This window comes from Roseovarius sp. THAF27 (assembly GCF_009363655.1).
Lineage (GTDB): Bacteria > Pseudomonadota > Alphaproteobacteria > Rhodobacterales > Rhodobacteraceae > Roseovarius.
Map to the genome: position 1 here is coordinate 3,215,538 of NZ_CP045393.1, position 18,616 is coordinate 3,234,153.

An 18,616-nucleotide genomic window follows, 5' to 3' on the forward strand; every position below is an offset into this window, starting at 1 on the left:
AATCGCGGCCCCGAGTGCACTGCGAAATACGTCGCATCCCGTGCAAAGACCGATGCCCCTTGCGCTGTCCGGCGTAATGAATATAAGGCCAACAATTTGCGCCGCACCGGGGGATCACATGCCGAAAAGAACCGATATCAAGTCCATCATGATCATCGGTGCCGGCCCCATCATCATCGGGCAGGCCTGCGAGTTCGACTACTCCGGCGCCCAGGCCTGCAAGGCCCTTCGCGAGGAAGGCTACCGCGTCATCCTCGTCAACTCCAACCCCGCCACGATCATGACCGATCCGGGCCTCGCCGACGCCACCTATATCGAACCCATCACCCCCGAAGTCGTGGCCAAGATCATCGAAAAGGAACGCCCCGACGCGCTTCTGCCCACGATGGGCGGCCAGACCGGCCTCAACACCGCACTCGCCGTGGCAGATATGGGCGTGCTGGAAAAATTCGGCGTCGAGCTGATCGGTGCCAACCGCGAAGCCATCGAGATGGCCGAGGACCGCAAATTGTTCCGCGAGGCGATGGATCGTCTGGGCATCGAAAACCCCAAGGCCACCATCGCCGAGACGATGGAAGAATGCATGGCCGCCCTCGAACATGTGGGACTGCCCGCCATCATCCGCCCCGCCTACACCCTTGGCGGCACCGGCGGCGGTGTCGCTTACAATCGCGCCGATTACGAGCATTACTGCAAATCCGGCCTCGACGCCTCCCCGGTCAGCCAGATCCTGATCGACGAGTCGCTTCTGGGCTGGAAGGAATACGAGATGGAGGTCGTCCGCGACCGCGCCGACAACGCCATCATCGTCTGCTCCATCGAAAACGTCGACCCGATGGGCGTGCATACCGGCGATTCGATCACCGTGGCCCCGGCCCTCACCCTGACCGACAAGGAATACCAGATCATGCGCAACGGCTCCATCGCCGTCCTGCGCGAGATCGGTGTGGAAACCGGCGGCTCCAACGTGCAATGGGCCATCAACCCCGACGACGGCCGCATGGTCGTGATCGAGATGAACCCGCGCGTCTCCCGCTCCTCCGCGCTGGCCTCCAAGGCCACCGGCTTTCCGATCGCGAAAATCGCCGCCAAGCTGGCCGTCGGCTACACCCTCGACGAGCTCGACAACGACATCACCAAAGTCACGCCCGCCAGCTTCGAGCCGACCATCGACTATGTCGTGACAAAGATTCCCAAATTCGCCTTCGAGAAATTCCCCGGCTCTCAGCCTTATCTCACCACCGCGATGAAATCCGTGGGTGAGGCGATGGCCATCGGCCGCACCATCCACGAATCGCTGCAAAAGGCGCTCGCGTCGATGGAATCCGGCCTGACGGGTTTCGACGAGATCGAGATCGACGGCGCACCGGAAAAGACCGCCGTCATCAAGGCGATCAGCCAGCAGACCCCGGACCGGATGCGCACCATCGCCCAGGCCATGCGCCACGGTCTGACCGATGATGAAATCTTCGCCGCCACCAAGTTCGACCCGTGGTTCCTCGCCCGCATCCGCGAAATCGTCGAGGCCGAAGATGCCGTGAGGCAGGAGGGCCTGCCCACCGAGGAACAGGGCCTGCGCCGCCTCAAGATGATGGGCTTCACCGACGCCCGCCTCGCCAAGCTCACCGGCTTTACCGAGGCCGACGTGCGCCGCGCCCGCCACGCGCAAGGCGTCGTCGCCGTGTTCAAGCGCATCGACACCTGCGCCGCCGAATTCGAGGCCCAGACGCCCTATATGTACTCCACCTACGAGGCCCCGATGATGGGCGAGGTGGAATGCGAAGCCCGCCCCTCCGACCGCAAGAAGGTCGTTATCCTCGGCGGCGGCCCCAACCGCATCGGCCAGGGGATCGAGTTCGACTATTGCTGCTGTCACGCCTGTTTCGCGCTGACCGACGCGGGCTACGAGACCATCATGGTCAACTGCAACCCCGAGACCGTCTCGACCGACTACGACACATCCGACCGGCTTTACTTCGAGCCGCTCACGTTCGAGCATGTCATGGAAATCCTGCGCGTCGAGCAGGAGAACGGCACGCTGCACGGTGTGATCGTCCAATTCGGCGGCCAGACGCCTCTGAAACTCGCCAACGATCTCGAGGCCGAGGGCATCCCGATCCTCGGCACCACGCCCGACGCCATCGACCTGGCCGAGGACCGCGAGCGGTTCCAGGCCCTCGTGAACCAGCTGAACCTCAAGCAGCCCAAGAACGGCATCGCCCATTCGGATGCCGAGGCGCTGGCCATCGCCGACGAGATCGGCTTCCCGCTGGTCATCCGCCCCTCCTACGTGCTGGGCGGCCGCGCCATGGAAATCGTCCGCGACATGGGCCAGCTGGAACGCTACATCAACGAGGCCGTGATCGTCTCGGGCGACAGCCCCGTTCTCCTGGACGGCTACCTCTCCGGCGCCATCGAATGCGATGTCGACGCGCTGTCGGACGGCACCGACGTCCACGTCGCCGGCATCCTGCAACATATCGAAGAGGCCGGCGTGCATTCCGGCGACAGCGCCTGCTGCCTGCCGCCCCACACCCTGCCCCAGCACATCATCGACGAGATCGACGCCCAGACCCGCGCGCTCGCCAAGGCGCTGAACGTCGTGGGCCTGATGAACGTGCAATTCGCCGTCCAGGGCGACGATATCTACCTGATCGAGGTGAACCCCCGCGCCAGCCGCACCGTGCCCTTCGTCGCCAAGGCCACGGACAGCGCCATCGCCTCCATCGCCGCGCGCCTCATGGCCGGCGAGCCGCTCTCGGCCTTCCCGCATCGCGGCGCCTACCCGTCGGACACCAAGCCGGGCACATTGCCCATGGCCGACCAGATGACGCTCGCCGATCCCGCGATGCCCTGGTTCTCGGTCAAGGAGGCGGTCATGCCCTTCGCCCGCTTCCCGGGCGTCGACACCATCCTGGGCCCCGAAATGCGCTCGACGGGCGAGGTCATGGGCTGGGACGTCAGCTTCCCCCGCGCCTTCCTCAAGGCGCAGATGGGCGCGGGCGTCGTGCTGCCCGACGGCGGCAAGGTGTTCTTCTCGATCAAGGACGACGACAAGACGCCCCAACTGGTCGAGACCGCGCAGATCCTCGTCGATTTGGGCTTCGCCATCGTCGCCACCCGCGGCACCGCCGCCTTTCTCGAAGGCCACGGCATCGCCTGCGAGGTCGTCAACAAGGTCTACGAGGGCCGCCCCGACATCGTGGACATGCTCAAGGACGGGCAGATCAGCCTCGTGATGAACACCACCGAGGGTATCCAGGCGGTCGAGGACAGCCGAGAGATTCGCTCGGTTGCGCTCTACGACAAGATCCCCTATTACACGACCGCAGCCGCCGCTCATGCCGCCGCACTGGCCATGAAGGCCCGGCAAGAGGGCGACCTTGTGGTATTGCCGCTACAGGGCGTCGCCTGACCGCAAATGCCTCGCGCGGGGCCGCCCCGCGCAAGGTTCTGAAAATACTGGAATTTTTCAGAATCGCCGCAGCCATGCTCTGCGGCCAGAGCGGCTATGCACAATTTTCATAGAATTCGAAACGAATAAGGATTGCGCCGTCATAATTTTTGACTAGGTGGATGGTACGAGCGCACTGACGCGCTCGATATTGGACGACCGCCAGCCAAAGGAGGCCATCATGACCCGCGATGAATTGAACCGGGAACTTCGTATGCATAGTGCCACCTGGCAATCGGTGGTCCTGGTCTACGGTATCCTCGTCGGTACGCTGATTTTCTCGGCCTCGGCCATCATCGGCTAACCCGAACCACCCCGGCGCCCGGCGCCACAGCCCAAAACCGAACCTACCCCCTTTAGGCGTTGAACGTGCGAGTCGTTTAGCGCCATTGGCGTCTCTGAAAAGGATACCCGCCATGAACCGTGACCAACTGATCCGCGAATTGCAGGCCCACAGCGCCACGTGGCAGGCCGTCGTGATCGTCTATGCCCTGATCGTCGCCGCGATGGTCCTGTCGGGCATGGCCATCACCGGCTAAGGCACTGCACGAATTCATTAAAAGAAAACGGCGCCCTGTCCGGGGCGCCGTTTTTTGTTCCTGACCGTCAGTATCAGACCTGCGTACCCTCGACCTTGTCGTCGTCCGGGTCGATCTTGGCCGAGGCCGCGTCGCCGATATTGTCGACGCCGCGTTCCTCCAGCAGCGTGGTCAGCCAGTTCGGATCCATCTCCGGCACCGAGCTCAGCAGCAGGTCTGTATAGGGATGGTGCGGCGGCGTGAACATGTCGTCCTTCGGCCCCTGTTCCACCACCTGCCCGTTCTGCATCACCACCACCTCGTCGGCGATCGACCGCACCGTCGCCAGGTCATGGGTGATGAACATGTAGGCCAGGTTCAGCTCGTTCTGCAGCCGGTCCAGCAGCCGCAGGATGCCTTCGGCCACCAGCTGATCCAGCGCCGAGGTCACCTCGTCGCAGACGATGAAACTGGGCTCCGCCGCCAGCGCCCGGGCAATCCCGATCCGCTGTTTCTGCCCGCCCGACAACTCGGGCGGATACCGGTTGTAGTATTTCGACGGCTCCAGCTCGATCAGGTCCAACAGTTCATCTACCCGCGTCTTCAGCGCCGTGCCCTTCAGACCCGAATAGAACTGCGCCGGCCGCCCGATGATCTCCGAGATCTGCACCTTGGGGTTCAGCGCCGTATCGGCCATCTGATAGATCATCTGGCACTGCCGCAGCTGGTCCTTCGAGCGGTCCTTGTAACTGGCCGGGAACGGCTCACCCTTGAACAGCACCTCGCCTTTGCTGGGCGGCAACAGCCCGGTGATCACCCGCGCGGTCGTGGACTTGCCCGACCCGGATTCGCCCACCACGGCCACCGTCATCCCTTGGTAGATGTCGAACGACACGTCATCCAGGATCTTCGGCCCGTTGGAATAGGACGCATCCACGTTCTTGACCGAAATCAGCGGCGGCGTGCCATCCGTCGGGCGGTGCTTCTGCTCGCTGGTAAAGCTGCGCACGGCCCAAAGCGACTTGGTGTAATCCTCCTGCGGATTCTCCAGCATCTGGTCGGTCGGCGCTTCCTCCACCTCTTCGCCGCGCAACAGCACCTTGATCGTGTCGGCCATCTGCGCCACCACCGCCAGGTCGTGGGTGATATAGATCGCCGCGGTGTTGAACTGGTCCACGATATCGCGAATGGCCGCCAGCACCTCGATCTGCGTGGTCACGTCCAGCGCCGTCGTCGGCTCGTCAAAGATGATCAGGTCGGGCCGGCACGACATGGCCATCGCCGTCATCGCCCGCTGCAACTGACCGCCCGACACCTGGTGCGGATAGCGAAACCCGATCTCGCCCGGATTGGGCAGGCGCAACCGCTCATAAAGCTCGATCGCGTCCTCCTGCGCCTCCAGCCGCTTCTTGATGCGGTACTGCACCGGCGCTTCCGTGTGCTGGTCGATCAGCTTGTGCGCCGGGTTGAACGACGCCGCCGCCGACTGCGCGACATACGCGATTCGCGACCCGCGCAGCGCGCGCTTTTCGGCCTCCGACGACGTGGTCAGCTCGATCCCGTCGAACTCGATCGAAGAGCCCTCCACGATCCGCGTGCCGTCGCGGGCATAGCCCATGGCGGCCGCGCCGATGGTCGACTTGCCCGCCCCGGATTCCCCGATCAGGCCCATCACCTCGCCGCGGTGCAGGGTCAGGTCGACACCCTTGATGATGTCGACCCAGGTTTCGTCCGAATACCCCTGGATCTTCAGGTCCCGGATCTTCAGAAGGACATCTGTTTTTTTCAAGCCCATGTCGTTTACTCCTTCAAGCCCGAGGACCGATGCAGCATCCAGTCCACCACGAAGTTGACCGCCACGGTCAAAAGCGCGATGGCCGCGGCCGGAATGAGCGGCGTGATCTCACCGAACGAAATCAGCGTCGCGTTCTCCCGCACCATCGACCCCCAGTCCGCCGTGGGCGGCTGGATGCCGAGACCGAGGAAGCTGAGGCCCGCGATCAGCAGGAACACGAAGCAGAATTCCAGCCCGAACTCCGCCACCAGGGGTGCTGTCGAGTTCGGCAGGATCTCGCGCCGGATCAGGTACCAGTTCTTTTCACCGCGCAGCTTGGCGGCCTCGATATAGTCCATCACAACCACGTTGCCCGCGACCGCCCGTGTCAGGCGGAACACGCGGGGGCTGTAGATCACCGCGACCACCAGGATCAGGATGATCTCCGACGCGTTGAAGATCGTCGTGCCGGCCAGCGCAAAGGCAAAGGCCACCCCGGCTACGATCGCCGCGCCGATCAGCCAGCTGACAAGCGAATAGGCCGCCGCCGCCAGGAACAGCAGCCCCACGATGACCGCAAAGCCGAACAGCAGCCAGGAACTGGTCTGAGGCGACGCCAGCGAGCCGCCGAAGATCGACAGCATCAGCAGCGCGAAGATCAGCGACGGGATCGACATGATCACGTCTGCCATCCGGCCCATGAACCCGTCGAAGTATCCGCCCTTGGTCGCCGCCAGCAGGCCCGCCATGGCGCCCAGGATGAACGCCAGGACCGTGCCGCACAGCGCCAGCGCCACGGTGTTCCGCGCGCCATAGATGATCCGGCTGAACATGTCCCGGCCCAGCTGGTCCGCGCCCAGCAGCATGTTGTTGTCCGGCGGCGCGAAGGCCTGGCTGACGATCTCGGCCTCGCCATAGGGCGCGATGGCCGGGGCGAAGATGCCCATGATCGCCACGACGAAGATCACGAACATCCCGAAGGCCGCGGTCAGCGGCGCGGTGCGCAGCTCCTTGGCCATCTCGTCGCTCGCCAGCGCCGTCAGGAACTCGCGGAACGCGTAGGACATCATGCCCGCCGCCAGCAGCATCCCCGCGGCAATCGCCACGAAGCGCAGCGCCGGAATGCCGCCGATGATCGCCAGCACCAGCGACACCAGCGTCAGCGAGAACAGCAGCAGGAACGCCGATCGTTGGTTGTAATAGGCCGCCCCGCACGACAGCAGAAGCAGCAGGGCGAAGTAGAGGATTACAAATATCATGATCCGCCCTCCTTATTTCGGGTGCCGCAGGCGCGGGTTGGTCAGAATGGCCCCCACGTCGGCTGCAAGGTTGAGAAGGATGAAGGTCGCCGCGAAGATCAGGCAGCAGGCCTGCACCACCGGGAAGTCGCGCTTGGACACCGCGTCCACCAGCGCCTGTCCGATCCCCGGATAGACGAACACCACCTCCACCAGCACCACGCCGGTAATCAGGTAGGCCAGGTTCAGCGCGACCACGTTGATGATCGGCGCCCAGGCATTGGGCAGCGCGTGTTTCACGATCACCTTCCAGGGCGGCGCGCCCTTCAGCCGGGCCATCTCGATATAGGGGCTGGCCAGCAGGTTGATGATCGCCGCGCGGGTCATCCGCATCATGTGCGCCATGACCACCAGCACCAGCGTCAGCGCCGGCAGAAAGGTCCGCTCCAGAAGCCCGAAGAAGGTCATCCCTTCGCTCAGGCTCGCGATGGCCGGGAACATGCCCCATTTCACCGCGAAATACAGGATCAGGATATAGCCCAGGAAGAATTCCGGCGACGAGATGAAGGACAGGGAAATCACGTTCGCCACCCGGTCGAAGATCGAGTTACGCAACAGCGCCACGATCACGCCGAGGATGATCGACACCGGAACCGCGATCACGGCCGCGTAGGCGGCCAGGAACAGCGTGTTCATGAACCGCTCGCCGATGATCTCGGTCACCCGCGCGTCGGTCACGATGGAACTGCCGAAATCAAGTGTGACGGCGTCGCTCAGCCACGCGAAATACCGCACCAGCGCGGGCTGGTCGAGTCCCATTTCACGGCGCAGGGCCGCAAGGTTCTCCGGGGTCGCCGACTGTCCCAGCACCGCCTGCGCGATGTCCCCGGGAAGAAGTTCGACCATGAAGAAGATGATGACGGAGATCACCAAAAGGATGATCAACCCGAGACCCAGACGCTTGCCGACAAGCGTTAAGATGTCTCCCATATGTCCCTCCTGCTGTTGGGCGTCCGCCTTGCCCGTCCCGGGCCGCATCCGCACAGCTTATATTGTTATGACGTTGTGACGTGCCCCGGGCGCTTTTGCTGCGCTCTCTTGGCCGTCCCGTCGGCCCGGACGGGGCGATGATCCGCCCCCTCCAAATGGTTGCCCCGGCGCCTTGGCACCGGGGCAGAACCTCTTGCTTATGCGTCTGCGAACCACCACCGGCTGCAGGCGCGCGCGCCGTCCATCTGCCAGCTTGGCGCCAGGTCGGGCCCGTGCTGCACGTTCTTGCGCCGCGCGTATACGAAGTTCGGGAAAAACGGGATGACCGTCCCGCCATCGTCCTTGGCCAGGATCGCCATCTCGCGGTACATTTCCGCGCGCTTTTCATCGTCCAGCTCGGCCTTGGCCTGCAGCAGCAGTTCGTTGAACCGCTCGTTCTGCCACCGGCTCTCGTTCCAGGCCGCGTCATCCTTGTAGGCCAGCGAATACATCACGTCCGGCGTCGGACGCGCGCCCCACTGCACCGCGCACCACGGCTTTTTCAGCCACACGTCGGAATAGTACCCGTCATTGGGCTCGCGGTTGACGTTGATCGTGATGCCCGCCGCCTTGGCGTGCTCGGCGTAAAGGACGCACATGTCCACCGCCCCGGAAAAGACCGAATCGGCCACGCTCAGGTTCACCGTCAGCCCCTCGGCGCCGGCTTTCTTCAGCAGCGATTTCGCCTGGTCCGGATCGTATTCGCGCTGCTCGATGCCTTCGGGATAGTAGGGCATCGCAGGCGAATGGTGGAAATCGTTCGCCTTGGTGGCCGCGCCGAAGGTGATCTTCTCGATCAGCTCGTCCCGGTTCATCGACAGCTTCAGCGCGTTGCGCACATCCACGTTGTCGAACGGCGCGGTGTCGCACAGCATCGGCATGGTGATGGCCGCCGCGGACGGCACGTCGTCGATCTCGATGTTGGGGTCGCGCTGCAACAGCGCCAGCGTCTTCAGCTCCAGCTGCGTCACCGCGTCCACGTCGCCCGTCACCAGCGCCGTCTGGCGCGCGTTCGGGTCGTTCAGGACGATCAGCTGCAGGTCGTCGAAATACGCGCCTTCCAGGTGCCAGCCCTCGTGGCGGGTCAGGCTGTAGCGCACGCCGAACTCGGCTTCTTCCATCTTGTAGGGGCCACAGCCGTCACCCGACTGCCAGTTTGCCGTGCCGTCCTCGTTGGCCGGAACGATTGCCAGGTGATAGTCCGTCATCAGCCACGGCAGGTCGGCGTTGCCGGTGCCCAGCACGAACGTCACCGAGTTGTCGCCGTTGTCCGTGATGTCCTGCACGTCCGACAACAGCGCCTTCGCGGCCGATGTCGTGTCGTCGCCCCGGTGGTGGTTCATCGACGCGATGACGTCCTTCGCGGTCACCTTCGGGCCGCTGTGGAACGTCGCGTTCTCGTTGATCTTGAAGGTCCATTCCTTGGCGTCCGGGCTCGCGCTCCACTCGCTGGCCACGTCCGGCCCGAGAGAGCCATCGGGCTCGATCAGCGTCAGGTAGGACCGATAGGTATGCGCCACCTGGATCATCGAGAAGGTGACGTAGGTGCCGGGATCATGCGAATCAGACGTGTTGCCGTCGTGCATCCCCAGGCGGAACGTCCCGCCCTTGGCGGGCTGCGCCTTCGCGGCCCCGGTCCACAAGCCGGTCGCGGCCGTGGTCGTCAGGCCCGCCGCGGCGGCGTAATGCATGAACGACCGGCGCGAGATCTTGCCTTCGCGGGCCGCGGCTGCCAGTCGATCCAGCAGCATTTGATCTTTGATATCAGTCATGATGTCTCCCTATGACTAGTCTGTTCCCAGGCCATCTTTCGCGGCCCTTCAAAGCAGCTTTGCGTCGTTTCCCCTGAACGGGCGGCTCAATTACGACATGATGTTACCAAAACACGAAAAAAATGTCGCTTCCAGCCTTCATATGCCGCATCACGATTTTTTTTCGCACGTTCAAATCACTAGCCAACGCTGTTGAACCTCTTGCAATCAAGGCGTTTTCGCGCACAGGCCCGATCTGCGACCGACTGTTCAGAAAACGACATTTCCGCGCACCCGGGCCACGGACGGGCCGGGATTCGCCTATGACCCCGCCTCGTCCTTGCGCGCCCGCAGCTTCGCGAAATAGCCCACCCGCTTGCCCAGCTCCCGCTCGAACCCGCGTTCGACGGGCTTATACAGCTCGGGCCGCTCCATCGTGTCGGGAAAATAGTTCTGCCCCGAAAACGCGTCCTCGGCATCGTGGTCATAGGCATAGCCCGCGCCGTATCCCTGCTCTTTCATCAGCCCGGTGGGGGCGTTCAGGATATGCTTGGGCGGAGGCTCGCTGCCGGTTTTCTTCGCGGCCTTCATGGCGGCCTTGTAAGCCACGTAGGCCGCGTTCGACTTGGGCGCCAGCGCCAGGTACGTCACCGCCTGCGCCAGCGCCAATTCGCCTTCCGGGCTGCCCAGCCGCTCGTAGGTTTCCCACGATTGCAGGCAGACCGCCTGCGCCTGCGGATCGGCCAGGCCGATATCCTCCACCGCCATCCGGGTGATCCGCCGCGCCAGGTACCGCGGGTCCTCGCCCCCGTCCAGCATCCGCGCCAGCCAGTAGAGGGCCGCATCCGGGTCCGACCCGCGCACCGACTTGTGCAGCGCCGATATCAGGTTGTAATGCGCGTCCCCCGACTTGTCGTACTGCGCCGCCCGCTTCATCAGCCGCGCGGTCAGCGCGTTCGTGTCCAGCTTCTTGTCGGTCTTCCACGCCGCCACCTGCTCGATCAGGTTAAGCAGCGCCCGCCCGTCCCCGTCCGCCATCTCCAGCAACCCCTCGCGCGCCGCGCCGTCCAGCGGCAGCGCCCGGTCCAGTTCCTTCTCCGCCCGTTGCGCCAGCCGCTCCAGCTCCGCCAGGGTCAGCCGCTCCAGCACCAGGACCTGCGACCGGCTCAGAAGCGCGGCGTTCAACTCGAAACTCGGGTTCTCCGTAGTGGCCCCCACCAGCAGAATCGTCCCGTCCTCCATATGCGGCAGGAACCCGTCCTGCTGCGCCTTGTTGAAGCGGTGGATCTCGTCGACGAACAGCAGCGTCCCCTGCCCGTTGGCCCGCCGGTGCTTGGCCGCCTCGAACACCTTGCGCAGTTCCGGCACACCGGAAAAGATCGCGCTGATCTGCACGAAATGCAGGTCCGTCTCGTCGGCCAGCAGCCGCGCGATGGTGGTCTTGCCCACCCCCGGCGGCCCCCAGAACACCAGCGACGTCAAGCTCCCCGAGGCCAGCATCACGCCCAGCGGCCCATCCGGTCCGATCACCTTGTCCTGCCCGATCACCTCGGACAGCGCGCGGGGCCGCAGCCGGTCCGCCAGCGGGCGCGGCGCGCTGTCATGCGTCTTGTCGTCCCTTGCGTCCGGTTTGGCTTCGGGGCCGGTATCGAACAGATCGCCCATGGCTACAGCCTGAACCGCAGCGTGCTGCGCTGCGTGCCCCGCTGCACGTCCAGGCTCAGCCAGCGCCCGCTCGCCTCCAGAAGAGGCTCCACCATGCCGGGCTCCTCGACGGTCACGCCGTTGATCCCGCGCAATATGTCCCCCTGCCGCAACCCGGCCCGCAGCCCCGCGCGCCCCGGCGTCAGCACCACGACGCCCTCCGCCATCAGCGGCAGGCCCAGTTCGGCAATGACGGCCGGGTTGATGTTGCCGACCGTCATCCCGGGGATGACGCTCCGCGCGCCCGTCTCGGTCACCTCCCGCGGCGGCACCTCCGGCGCGCGTCCCAGCCGCAGGACCACGTCCTCGGCTTCCCCGTCGCGCACCCGCGTCACCCGCGTCTCGCCGCCAATCCCGGCCACCGACATCCGGTAAATCATCTCCGGCGCGGCATTCACCGCCTGCCCGTCCACCGCCGTGATCACGTCGCCCGCCTCGAATCCGGCCTCGGCAAAGGGGCTCGCGGGATGCAGCTGCGAAATGATGATCCCGCCGGGCACGTTCAGGCCCATCCCTTCGGCCATGTCCGCCGTCACCGGCTGGCCGCTGATCCCCGCCCAGGGCCGTTCGAACGCGGTGTTGCCGGCCTCTGCCTGCGCCACGAACTGCGCCACCAGCGCCGCTGGAATCGCAAAGCCGATCCCGTTCGACCCGCCCGACCGGCTCAGGATCCGCGTGTTGATCCCCACCAGCCGGCCCTCTATGTCCACCAGCGCCCCGCCCGAATTGCCCGGGTTGATCGGCGCGTCGGTCTGGATGAAATAGCCCCGCGCGTTGCCCGTGGCCGCGCCCGACCGCGCCAGCCCCGACACGATCCCGCTGGTCACCGTCTGGCCCACGCCAAAGGGGTTGCCGATCGCCAGCACCAGCTCGCCCACCTCGACCGTATCGCTGTCGCGCAGCTCCAGCGCCGGCATCCCTTCCGCGCCGTCCAGCTTCAGCACCGCAAGGTCGCTCTCCTCGTCGGCCAATAGCACCCGCGCCTCGAATTCCCGCCGGTCGTTCAGAACCACGCGGATGTCCGTGGCCATCCCCACCACGTGGTAGTTCGACACCACGATCCCGTCCGCGCTCAGGATCACACCCGACCCCAGCGAGTTCTCCACCCGCTGCCTCGGCCCGCCGAAATCGCGAAAGAACTCGTCGAAGAACGGATCGCCCCGGAACGGGCTCGCCCGCGTGTTCACCACCCGCCGCGCATAGATGTTCACCACCGCGGGGGCGGCCGTCTTGACAACAGGCACGAAGCCCATGCTGATCTCGCCCCGGCTCTCGGGCACGCGCACTTCCGCCCCCGCCGGCACCGCCAGCGTCGCGCAGAGGATAAGGCCAAAGATCCATCTCACCATGCTCCACGATATGCGCCCGCCGCGCCCTTGATGCAAGCACGACAAGACAGGCGCCCCCCTGCTTTTCCTCTGGCCAGAAATATCCCGGGGAGCGCGAGGGGCTGGCCCCTCGCTGCCGTCCTCACAGCCCGCACCACCCGATGGAACCCCCCGCCCCACCCGGCGTTTTCCTGACAGGAGGTACCACCATGGCAGAGAGATACAGATCGAAGGACGGCAAAAGCGAAACCGAAGAATTCGTCGACGACGTCCCCACCCCCGACCAGCAAGGCCGCGCCCAGGGCAACCTGGAACGCAAGGTCGGCACCCGCGACTCGCTGAAGCGGACAAAAAGCGAGGATGCCGGCGCGACCCGCGTCACCAAGGAAGACGAAAAGGGCGAAGGCAATCTCGGCGGCCATCACGGCACCGGCAAGGAGAAACGCGATGACTGAACTCAAGCGAGGCACCTGGGTCGTGGTGACCGACAGCGAAAAAGCGCTCTTCCTGCGTAACCTCACCGACCACCAGGACCCCAACTTCGAGGTCATGGACACCGAGGAACAGGAAAACCCCTCGGATATCGAGCAATCGGCCAACCGCCCCGGCCGGATGCAGGACACCGGGGTGCAGCAGATGTCGGCCCTGGACGACACCGACTGGCACGAACTGCAGAAGGAGCGCTTCGCGTCGGACCTGTCGGACATCCTCTACGCCGCGGCGCACAAGGGGGAATTCGACCGCCTGATCCTCGTCGCCGCGCCCAAGGTGCTGGGCCACCTGCGCGACGACATGCACAAGGAGGTCACGTCCAAGGTGGTCAGTGAGATCCCCAAGAACCTCGCGGGCCATCCCGTCGACGAGATCGAGAAGCTGGTCAAGAAAGAGCTCGAAAGCGCCTGACCGGGGCCCCTTCGGGAACGAAAAAACGCCGCCGGGCATTCCCGGCGGCGTTTCTGTTTCAGTCAAGGGAAACGGGGCTTATGCCTCGTCGTCCCCGTCCATGTCCTCGGCGGCGACGCGGGCCTTGTCGGCCGCACCCTTGGCGTCGCGGTCGCGCTCGACGAATTCGATGATCGCCATCGGCGCCATGTCACCATAGCGGAAGCCGGCCTTCAGCACGCGGACATACCCGCCCTGGCGCTCCTTGTAGCGCGGGCCCAGCACGTCAAACAGCTTGGCGACATGCATGTCCTGCTTCAGTTGCGCGGCGGCCTGGCGGCGGGCGTGAACGTCCCCGCGCTTGCCCAGCGTGACCAGCTTTTCCACCACGCGCTTCAGCTCCTTGGCTTTCGGCAGGGTGGTCTTGATCTGTTCGTGTTCAATCAGCGAGCCGGCCATGTTCGCCCACAGCGCCTTGCGGTGCTCGTGGGTGCGGTTCAGGCGGCGATAGCCTCGTGCGTGACGCATGTGTCTTACTCCAATTGGTGCCCTCTACGGGCGGTTTTGCTTTGTCCGACCGGCGATGCGTGTCACCGGCTCTCCTTGGGGCAAGCACCGCTTGAAAAGCGGCGCGTCACCCGAAAATTACCCGCCCCGGGGCGGGCAATCCGTAGGGTGGGGTTTCACCCCACCTTCTTAAAATTGATCCTCGAACTTCTTCGCCAGATCCTCGATGTTGTCCGGCGGCCAGTCCTCGACATCCATGCCAAGGTGCAGGCCCATGCCCGACAGCACTTCCTTGATCTCGTTCAACGACTTGCGGCCGAAGTTCGGCGTGCGCAGCATCTCGGCTTCGGTCTTCTGGATCAGATCGCCGATATAGACGATGTTGTCGTTCTTCAGGCAGTTGGCCGACCGCACCGACAGTTCCAGCTCGTCCACCTTCTTCAGCAGAAGCGGGTTGAACTCCAGCCCGTCGTCGTCGTCCTGGCGCTGCGCGCTCTCCGGCTCTTCGAAGTTCACGAAGATCGACAGCTGGTCCTGCAGGATGCGCGCGGCAAAGGCCACGGCGTCCTCGGGCGTGATCGACCCGTCCGTGGTCAGCTTCATGGTCAGCTTGTCATAATCCAGCACCTGGCCCTCGCGGGTGGGCTGCACGTCATAGCTGACCTTCACGACCGGCGAATAGATCGCGTCGATGGCAATCAGGCCGATGGGCGCGTCTTCCGGCTTGTTCTTGTCGGCGGCGACATAACCCTTGCCCTGGTTCACGGTCAGTTCCATGAACAGGTCCGCGCCTTCATCGAGGTGGCAGATCACGTGTTCCTTGTTCAGGATCTCGATGCCCGCGCTGTCGGCGATATCGCCGGCGGTCACCACGCCCGGCCCCTTGGCCGAGATCGACAGGCGCTTGGGCCCCTCGACATCCATGCGGATCGCGACACCCTTGAGGTTCAGCACGACATCTGTCACGTCTTCACGGACACCGGCGATGCTGGAAAACTCGTGCAGCACGTTGTCGATCTGCACGGATGTAATCGCCGCGCCCTGAAGGCTCGACAACAGCACGCGGCGCAGCGCGTTGCCCATGGTCAGGCCAAAGCCGCGCTCCAGCGGTTCCGCCACGACGGTCGCCTGGCGCAGCGGGTCGTTGCCCGGCTTCACCTCAAGCTGCGTCGGCTTGATCAATTCTGCCCAGTTCTTATGGATCATGCGGTCCCTCCATCCTTGTCCCCGGCCCCATGTCCACAGGCCTCCGAGACGCTCGAGGTTTCAAAATAACGGAATGGGGCCGTGAAAATTCACGCGGCCCCACCCAAAAAATCGGTCTTAGACCCGGCGACGCTTCGGCGGGCGGCAACCATTGTGGGCAATCGGCGTCACGTCGCGAATGGACGTGATGTTGAAGCCGACGGCAGCCAGGGCGCGCAGGGCGCTCTCGCGGCCCGAACCGGGCCCCTGCACTTCGACTTCCAGCGTCTTCATGCCATGTTCCTGCGCCTTGCGGCCGGCATCTTCGGCGGCCATCTGGGCGGCATAGGGCGTCGACTTGCGCGACCCCTTGAAGCCCATCGTGCCGGCCGAGGACCACGCAATCGCGTTGCCCTGCACGTCCGAGATCAGGATCTTGGTGTTGTTGAACGAGCTGTTCACATGCGCCACGCCCGTGGCGATGTTCTTCGAGACCTTTTTCTTGGTCCGGCGGGTATCTCGTGCCATTGGTTCTGCCCTCCCTTACTTCTTCTTGCCGGCGATGGGTTTCGCCGGGCCTTTGCGGGTGCGCGCATTGGTATGCGTGCGCTGACCGCGGACGGGAAGGTTGCGGCGATGGCGCAGGCCGCGGTAGCAGCCAAGGTCCATCAGGCGCTTGATGTTCATCTGCACTTCGCGGCGCAGGTCGCCTTCGACCATGTAGTTGGCGTCGATATGCTCGCGCATGGCGACCACTTCGGTGTCGCTCAGCTCGTTGACCCGGCGGGTCAGGTCGATATTGACGGCCTCGCAGATGGCCTTGGCCGAGGATTGGCCGATTCCGGTGATGTAGGTCAGGGCGATCGGGACCCGTTTGTGGGTCGGGATGTTAACGCCGGCGATACGTGCCACGTGTCATGTCCTTTCGTTGCGGGTCCGTAACGCCAGACCCTTTTTTCACAACGTAGGCCCGAGGCGATTGCTTCGGGCCGCAGCTGAATTCAGGTGATCGATTCTCGGGCGGGCGCGACCCGCGCGGGAATCATGTTCTCGTCAGAGATGGTGTCGTCTAGAAGCAAACGCCCGAGGCGTCAACCCTCTGTCAAGAGAATTGTGCCTGTCGGCGAAAACCCAAGGAATAAAGGCTCTTCAGCAGGGCCGCGCAGATGGCGTTCAGCCCTTGAGCGCCCCCGCGATGCGGGCCTTGACCTCGTCGATTTCGCCCAGCCCGTCGATCGTCTCCAGGTCGCCCTTGGCGTAGTAATACCCGATCAGCGGCGAGGTTTTCTTGTAGTATTCCATCAGCCGCTGTTTGAGGCTGTCCTCGTTGTCGTCCGACCGCCGCTTGACCTCGGTCGAGCCGCAATTGGCGCACTTGCCATCCGCGGGCCAGGGCTTCGTGATGTCGTTATAGACCGCGCCGCAATTGCCGCAGGTCGACCGCGCGGTGATACGCTGCACCAGCGCCTCGTCATCCACCCGCATCTCGACCACCGCGTCCAGAGTCTGGCCAGTCTCCGACAGCAGTTCTGCCAGCGCATCAGCCTGGGCCAGCGTGCGCGGAAAGCCGTCGAAGATGAAGCCGCCGCCATTCTCGCCGTTGATCTTCTCGCGGATCAGGCCGATCACGATCTCGTCCGTCACAAGGTCGCCACGGGCCATCACGTCGGCCACGACCTTGCCCATCTCGGTGCCGCTGTCCTTGGCCTCGCGCAGCATGTCGCCGGTGCTGAGCTGGGTCATGCCCCGCTCTTCGACCAGGATATGTGCTTGCGTGCCTTTACCGGCCCCCGGCGGTCCGAGAAGTATGATATTCATCGACGTCCTGTCCCTTTTCTGCGTGACCGTTTACGGCCCTTGCCGCTTAGCTGCGACTTCTCGATCAGGCCCTCGTACTGGTGCGCCAGAAGATGCGACTGGACCTGCTGGATCGTGTCCATGGTCACCGATACCACGATCAGGACCGAAGTGCCGCCAAAATAGAAAGGTATGGCGAACTGTCCACGCAGGATCTCCGGAAGGAGACAAACTGCCGCAAGGTAAGCCGACCCCAGCACCAGGACTCGCGTCACCACGTATTCCAGGTATTCCGCCGTCTTCTTGCCGGGCCGGATGCCGGGCACGAACCCGTTCTGGTTCTTCAGGTTGTCGGCCACGTCATCGGGCTTGAACGCCACGTTGTATGTGTAGAAATAGGCGAAGAACACGATCATCGCCGTGAAGAACACCAGGTACAGCGGCTGCCCGGGTCCGAAATAGGCCAGCAGGGTCGACATGAACGGCCCCGTGTCGCTGCCCGAGAACGTGCTGACCGTGGCCGGCAACAGCAGCAGCGACGAGGCAAAGATCGCCGGGATCACGCCCGCCGGGTTCACCTTCACGGGCAGGTGGCTGGAGCCACCGTCATAGACCTTCATCCCCACCTGGCGGCGCGGATACTGGATGTGGATCTTGCGCAGGCTGCGCTCCATGAACACCACGAAGGCGATCGTCGCCACGACCATCACGATCACCCCGATGATCACCGCCGGGCTGATCGCGCCCGACCGCCCGCTGGCAAAGAACTGCGCCAGCGCGGCGGGCACTTCGGCGATGATGCCCACGAAGATGATCAGCGAAATACCGTTGCCCACGCCCCGCGCGGTGATCTGCTCGCCCAGCCACATCAGGAACATCGTGCCCCCGACCAGCGTGATCATGCAGCTTGCGATAAAGAAGAACCCGGGGTTCGACGCCAGGTCGCCGGCCTGCAACGACGCGGCCAGGCCATAGGATTGCAGCGTGGCCAGGAACACCGTGCCATAGCGCGTGTACTGGTTGATCTTCTTGCGGCCCTGCTCGCCCTCTTTCTTCAGCTGTTCCAGCGCCGGCACCATCGCCGTCATCAGCTGCACGATGATCGAGGCCGAGATATAGGGCATGATCCCCAGCGCGAAGACACCCATCCGACCCAGCGCCCCGCCGGTGAACATCGACAGCATCCCGCCGATCGACGACGCCGCGCCTTCCATGAAGTTGCGCAGCTCTGCCCCGTCGATGCCCGGCACCGGGATATACGTCCCGATCCGGTAGACGATAAGCAGGCCGATGGTGAAGAAGATGCGCTTGCGAAGCTCGGTGGCCTTGCCCAGGGCGGACCAGCTCGTGTTCGCCGCCATTTGTTCTGCTGCAGATACCATGCGGATCTCTTTTTTATGCAAACGCCGCCCAAGCCGTTTTCCGGCCAGGCGGCGTTTATAAGGAAAA

17 protein-coding genes are annotated in these 18,616 nt (G+C 64.2%); 5 read left to right on the forward strand and 12 right to left on the reverse strand.

Annotated elements, in window-relative coordinates; translation table 11 throughout:
* Positions 1-118: 118 nt before the first annotated feature.
* From carB to FIU89_RS22860, 3 genes are all read left to right on the forward strand, one after another.
* Positions 119-3,415: a carbamoyl-phosphate synthase large subunit gene (carB, locus tag FIU89_RS15955; protein ID WP_152493518.1), complete on the forward strand. Its 3,297-nt coding sequence runs from the start codon at positions 119-121 to the stop codon at positions 3,413-3,415.
* Between the two features lie 220 nt (positions 3,416-3,635).
* A complete protein-coding gene (locus FIU89_RS22855; RefSeq protein ID WP_302848996.1) occupies positions 3,636-3,758 on the forward strand; it encodes a hypothetical protein in 123 nt (40 codons plus the stop codon).
* A 112-nt stretch (positions 3,759-3,870) separates the two neighbouring features.
* Positions 3,871-3,993, forward strand: a complete 123-nt coding sequence (locus tag FIU89_RS22860) for a hypothetical protein (RefSeq protein ID WP_268873930.1) — start codon at positions 3,871-3,873, stop codon at positions 3,991-3,993.
* A gap of 73 nt (positions 3,994-4,066) precedes the next feature.
* On the opposite strand, the gene FIU89_RS15960 is transcribed toward FIU89_RS22860, so the two are convergent.
* The 6 genes from FIU89_RS15960 to FIU89_RS15985 form a co-directional block, all read right to left on the reverse strand.
* Positions 4,067-5,767, reverse strand: coding sequence for an ABC transporter ATP-binding protein (locus tag FIU89_RS15960; protein ID WP_057795038.1), 1,701 nt, complete (start codon positions 5,765-5,767; stop codon positions 4,067-4,069).
* 5 nt (positions 5,768-5,772) lie between these two features.
* Positions 5,773-7,008, reverse strand: coding sequence for an ABC transporter permease (locus tag FIU89_RS15965; RefSeq protein WP_152493519.1), 1,236 nt, complete (start codon positions 7,006-7,008; stop codon positions 5,773-5,775).
* Between the two features lie 9 nt (positions 7,009-7,017).
* Positions 7,018-7,974, reverse strand: a complete 957-nt coding sequence (locus FIU89_RS15970) for an ABC transporter permease (RefSeq protein ID WP_152493520.1) — start codon at positions 7,972-7,974, stop codon at positions 7,018-7,020.
* A 197-nt stretch (positions 7,975-8,171) separates the two neighbouring features.
* Positions 8,172-9,785, reverse strand: a complete 1,614-nt coding sequence (locus tag FIU89_RS15975; protein ID WP_152493521.1) for an ABC transporter substrate-binding protein — start codon at positions 9,783-9,785, stop codon at positions 8,172-8,174.
* Between the two features lie 300 nt (positions 9,786-10,085).
* Positions 10,086-11,429, reverse strand: coding sequence for a replication-associated recombination protein A (locus FIU89_RS15980; protein ID WP_152493522.1), 1,344 nt, complete (start codon positions 11,427-11,429; stop codon positions 10,086-10,088).
* A gap of 2 nt (positions 11,430-11,431) precedes the next feature.
* Positions 11,432-12,817 carry a trypsin-like peptidase domain-containing protein gene (locus tag FIU89_RS15985; protein ID WP_152493523.1) on the reverse strand — a complete coding sequence of 462 codons (1,386 nt, stop codon included), beginning with the start codon at positions 12,815-12,817 and terminating at the stop codon, positions 11,432-11,434.
* Between the two features lie 188 nt (positions 12,818-13,005).
* Between FIU89_RS15985 and FIU89_RS15990 the strand changes: the two genes are divergently transcribed.
* Positions 13,006-13,251, forward strand: coding sequence for a hypothetical protein (locus FIU89_RS15990; RefSeq protein WP_152493524.1), 246 nt, complete (start codon positions 13,006-13,008; stop codon positions 13,249-13,251).
* Positions 13,244-13,699: a host attachment family protein gene (locus FIU89_RS15995; protein ID WP_152493525.1), complete on the forward strand. Its 456-nt coding sequence runs from the start codon at positions 13,244-13,246 to the stop codon at positions 13,697-13,699. The genes FIU89_RS15990 and FIU89_RS15995 overlap by 8 nt, the downstream gene beginning before the upstream one ends.
* Before the next feature lie 78 nt (positions 13,700-13,777).
* On the opposite strand, the gene rplQ is transcribed toward FIU89_RS15995, so the two are convergent.
* The 6 genes from rplQ to secY all read right to left on the reverse strand — a co-directional run bounded on the left by rplQ (position 13,778) and on the right by secY (position 18,549).
* Positions 13,778-14,206 (reverse strand): 50S ribosomal protein L17, encoded by a 429-nt coding sequence (rplQ, locus tag FIU89_RS16000; protein WP_152493526.1) that lies wholly within the window; start codon positions 14,204-14,206, stop codon positions 13,778-13,780.
* Positions 14,207-14,374: 168 nt separating this feature from the next.
* Positions 14,375-15,391, reverse strand: a complete 1,017-nt coding sequence (locus FIU89_RS16005; RefSeq protein ID WP_152493527.1) for a DNA-directed RNA polymerase subunit alpha — start codon at positions 15,389-15,391, stop codon at positions 14,375-14,377.
* A gap of 117 nt (positions 15,392-15,508) precedes the next feature.
* Complete coding sequence (rpsK, locus tag FIU89_RS16010) at positions 15,509-15,898, reverse strand: 30S ribosomal protein S11 (RefSeq protein ID WP_007817184.1); 390 nt, start codon at positions 15,896-15,898, stop codon at positions 15,509-15,511.
* Between the two features lie 15 nt (positions 15,899-15,913).
* Entirely contained in the window at positions 15,914-16,282 is a 369-nt protein-coding gene (gene rpsM / locus FIU89_RS16015; protein WP_057795022.1) for a 30S ribosomal protein S13, read from the reverse strand.
* A 261-nt stretch (positions 16,283-16,543) separates the two neighbouring features.
* Positions 16,544-17,188, reverse strand: a complete 645-nt coding sequence (locus FIU89_RS16020; RefSeq protein WP_152493528.1) for an adenylate kinase — start codon at positions 17,186-17,188, stop codon at positions 16,544-16,546.
* Complete coding sequence (gene secY / locus FIU89_RS16025) at positions 17,185-18,549, reverse strand: preprotein translocase subunit SecY (protein WP_152493529.1); 1,365 nt, start codon at positions 18,547-18,549, stop codon at positions 17,185-17,187. Before secY ends, FIU89_RS16020 begins: the two co-directional genes overlap by 4 nt.
* Between the last annotated feature and the right edge of the window lie 67 nt (positions 18,550-18,616).

Bases quoted from the DNA above. Each gene is read 5' to 3' on its own strand.
- FIU89_RS15985 (WP_152493523.1), bottom strand. From the start codon at position 12,817: ATGGTGAGATGGATCTTTGGCCTTATCCTCTGCGCGACGCTGGCGGTG.
- FIU89_RS22855 (WP_302848996.1), top strand. From the start codon at position 3,636: ATGACCCGCGATGAATTGAACCGGGAACTTCGTATGCATAGTGCCACC.
- FIU89_RS15960 (WP_057795038.1), bottom strand. From the start codon at position 5,767: ATGGGCTTGAAAAAAACAGATGTCCTTCTGAAGATCCGGGACCTGAAG.
- carB (WP_152493518.1), top strand. From the start codon at position 119: ATGCCGAAAAGAACCGATATCAAGTCCATCATGATCATCGGTGCCGGC.
- FIU89_RS22860 (WP_268873930.1), top strand. From the start codon at position 3,871: ATGAACCGTGACCAACTGATCCGCGAATTGCAGGCCCACAGCGCCACG.
- FIU89_RS15995 (WP_152493525.1), top strand. From the start codon at position 13,244: ATGACTGAACTCAAGCGAGGCACCTGGGTCGTGGTGACCGACAGCGAA.
- secY (WP_152493529.1), bottom strand. From the start codon at position 18,549: ATGGTATCTGCAGCAGAACAAATGGCGGCGAACACGAGCTGGTCCGCC.
- FIU89_RS15980 (WP_152493522.1), bottom strand. From the start codon at position 11,429: ATGGGCGATCTGTTCGATACCGGCCCCGAAGCCAAACCGGACGCAAGG.
- FIU89_RS16005 (WP_152493527.1), bottom strand. From the start codon at position 15,391: ATGATCCATAAGAACTGGGCAGAATTGATCAAGCCGACGCAGCTTGAG.
- FIU89_RS15990 (WP_152493524.1), top strand. From the start codon at position 13,006: ATGGCAGAGAGATACAGATCGAAGGACGGCAAAAGCGAAACCGAAGAA.
- rpsK (WP_007817184.1), bottom strand. From the start codon at position 15,898: ATGGCACGAGATACCCGCCGGACCAAGAAAAAGGTCTCGAAGAACATC.
- FIU89_RS15970 (WP_152493520.1), bottom strand. From the start codon at position 7,974: ATGGGAGACATCTTAACGCTTGTCGGCAAGCGTCTGGGTCTCGGGTTG.
- rplQ (WP_152493526.1), bottom strand. From the start codon at position 14,206: ATGCGTCACGCACGAGGCTATCGCCGCCTGAACCGCACCCACGAGCAC.
- FIU89_RS16020 (WP_152493528.1), bottom strand. From the start codon at position 17,188: ATGAATATCATACTTCTCGGACCGCCGGGGGCCGGTAAAGGCACGCAA.
- FIU89_RS15975 (WP_152493521.1), bottom strand. From the start codon at position 9,785: ATGACTGATATCAAAGATCAAATGCTGCTGGATCGACTGGCAGCCGCG.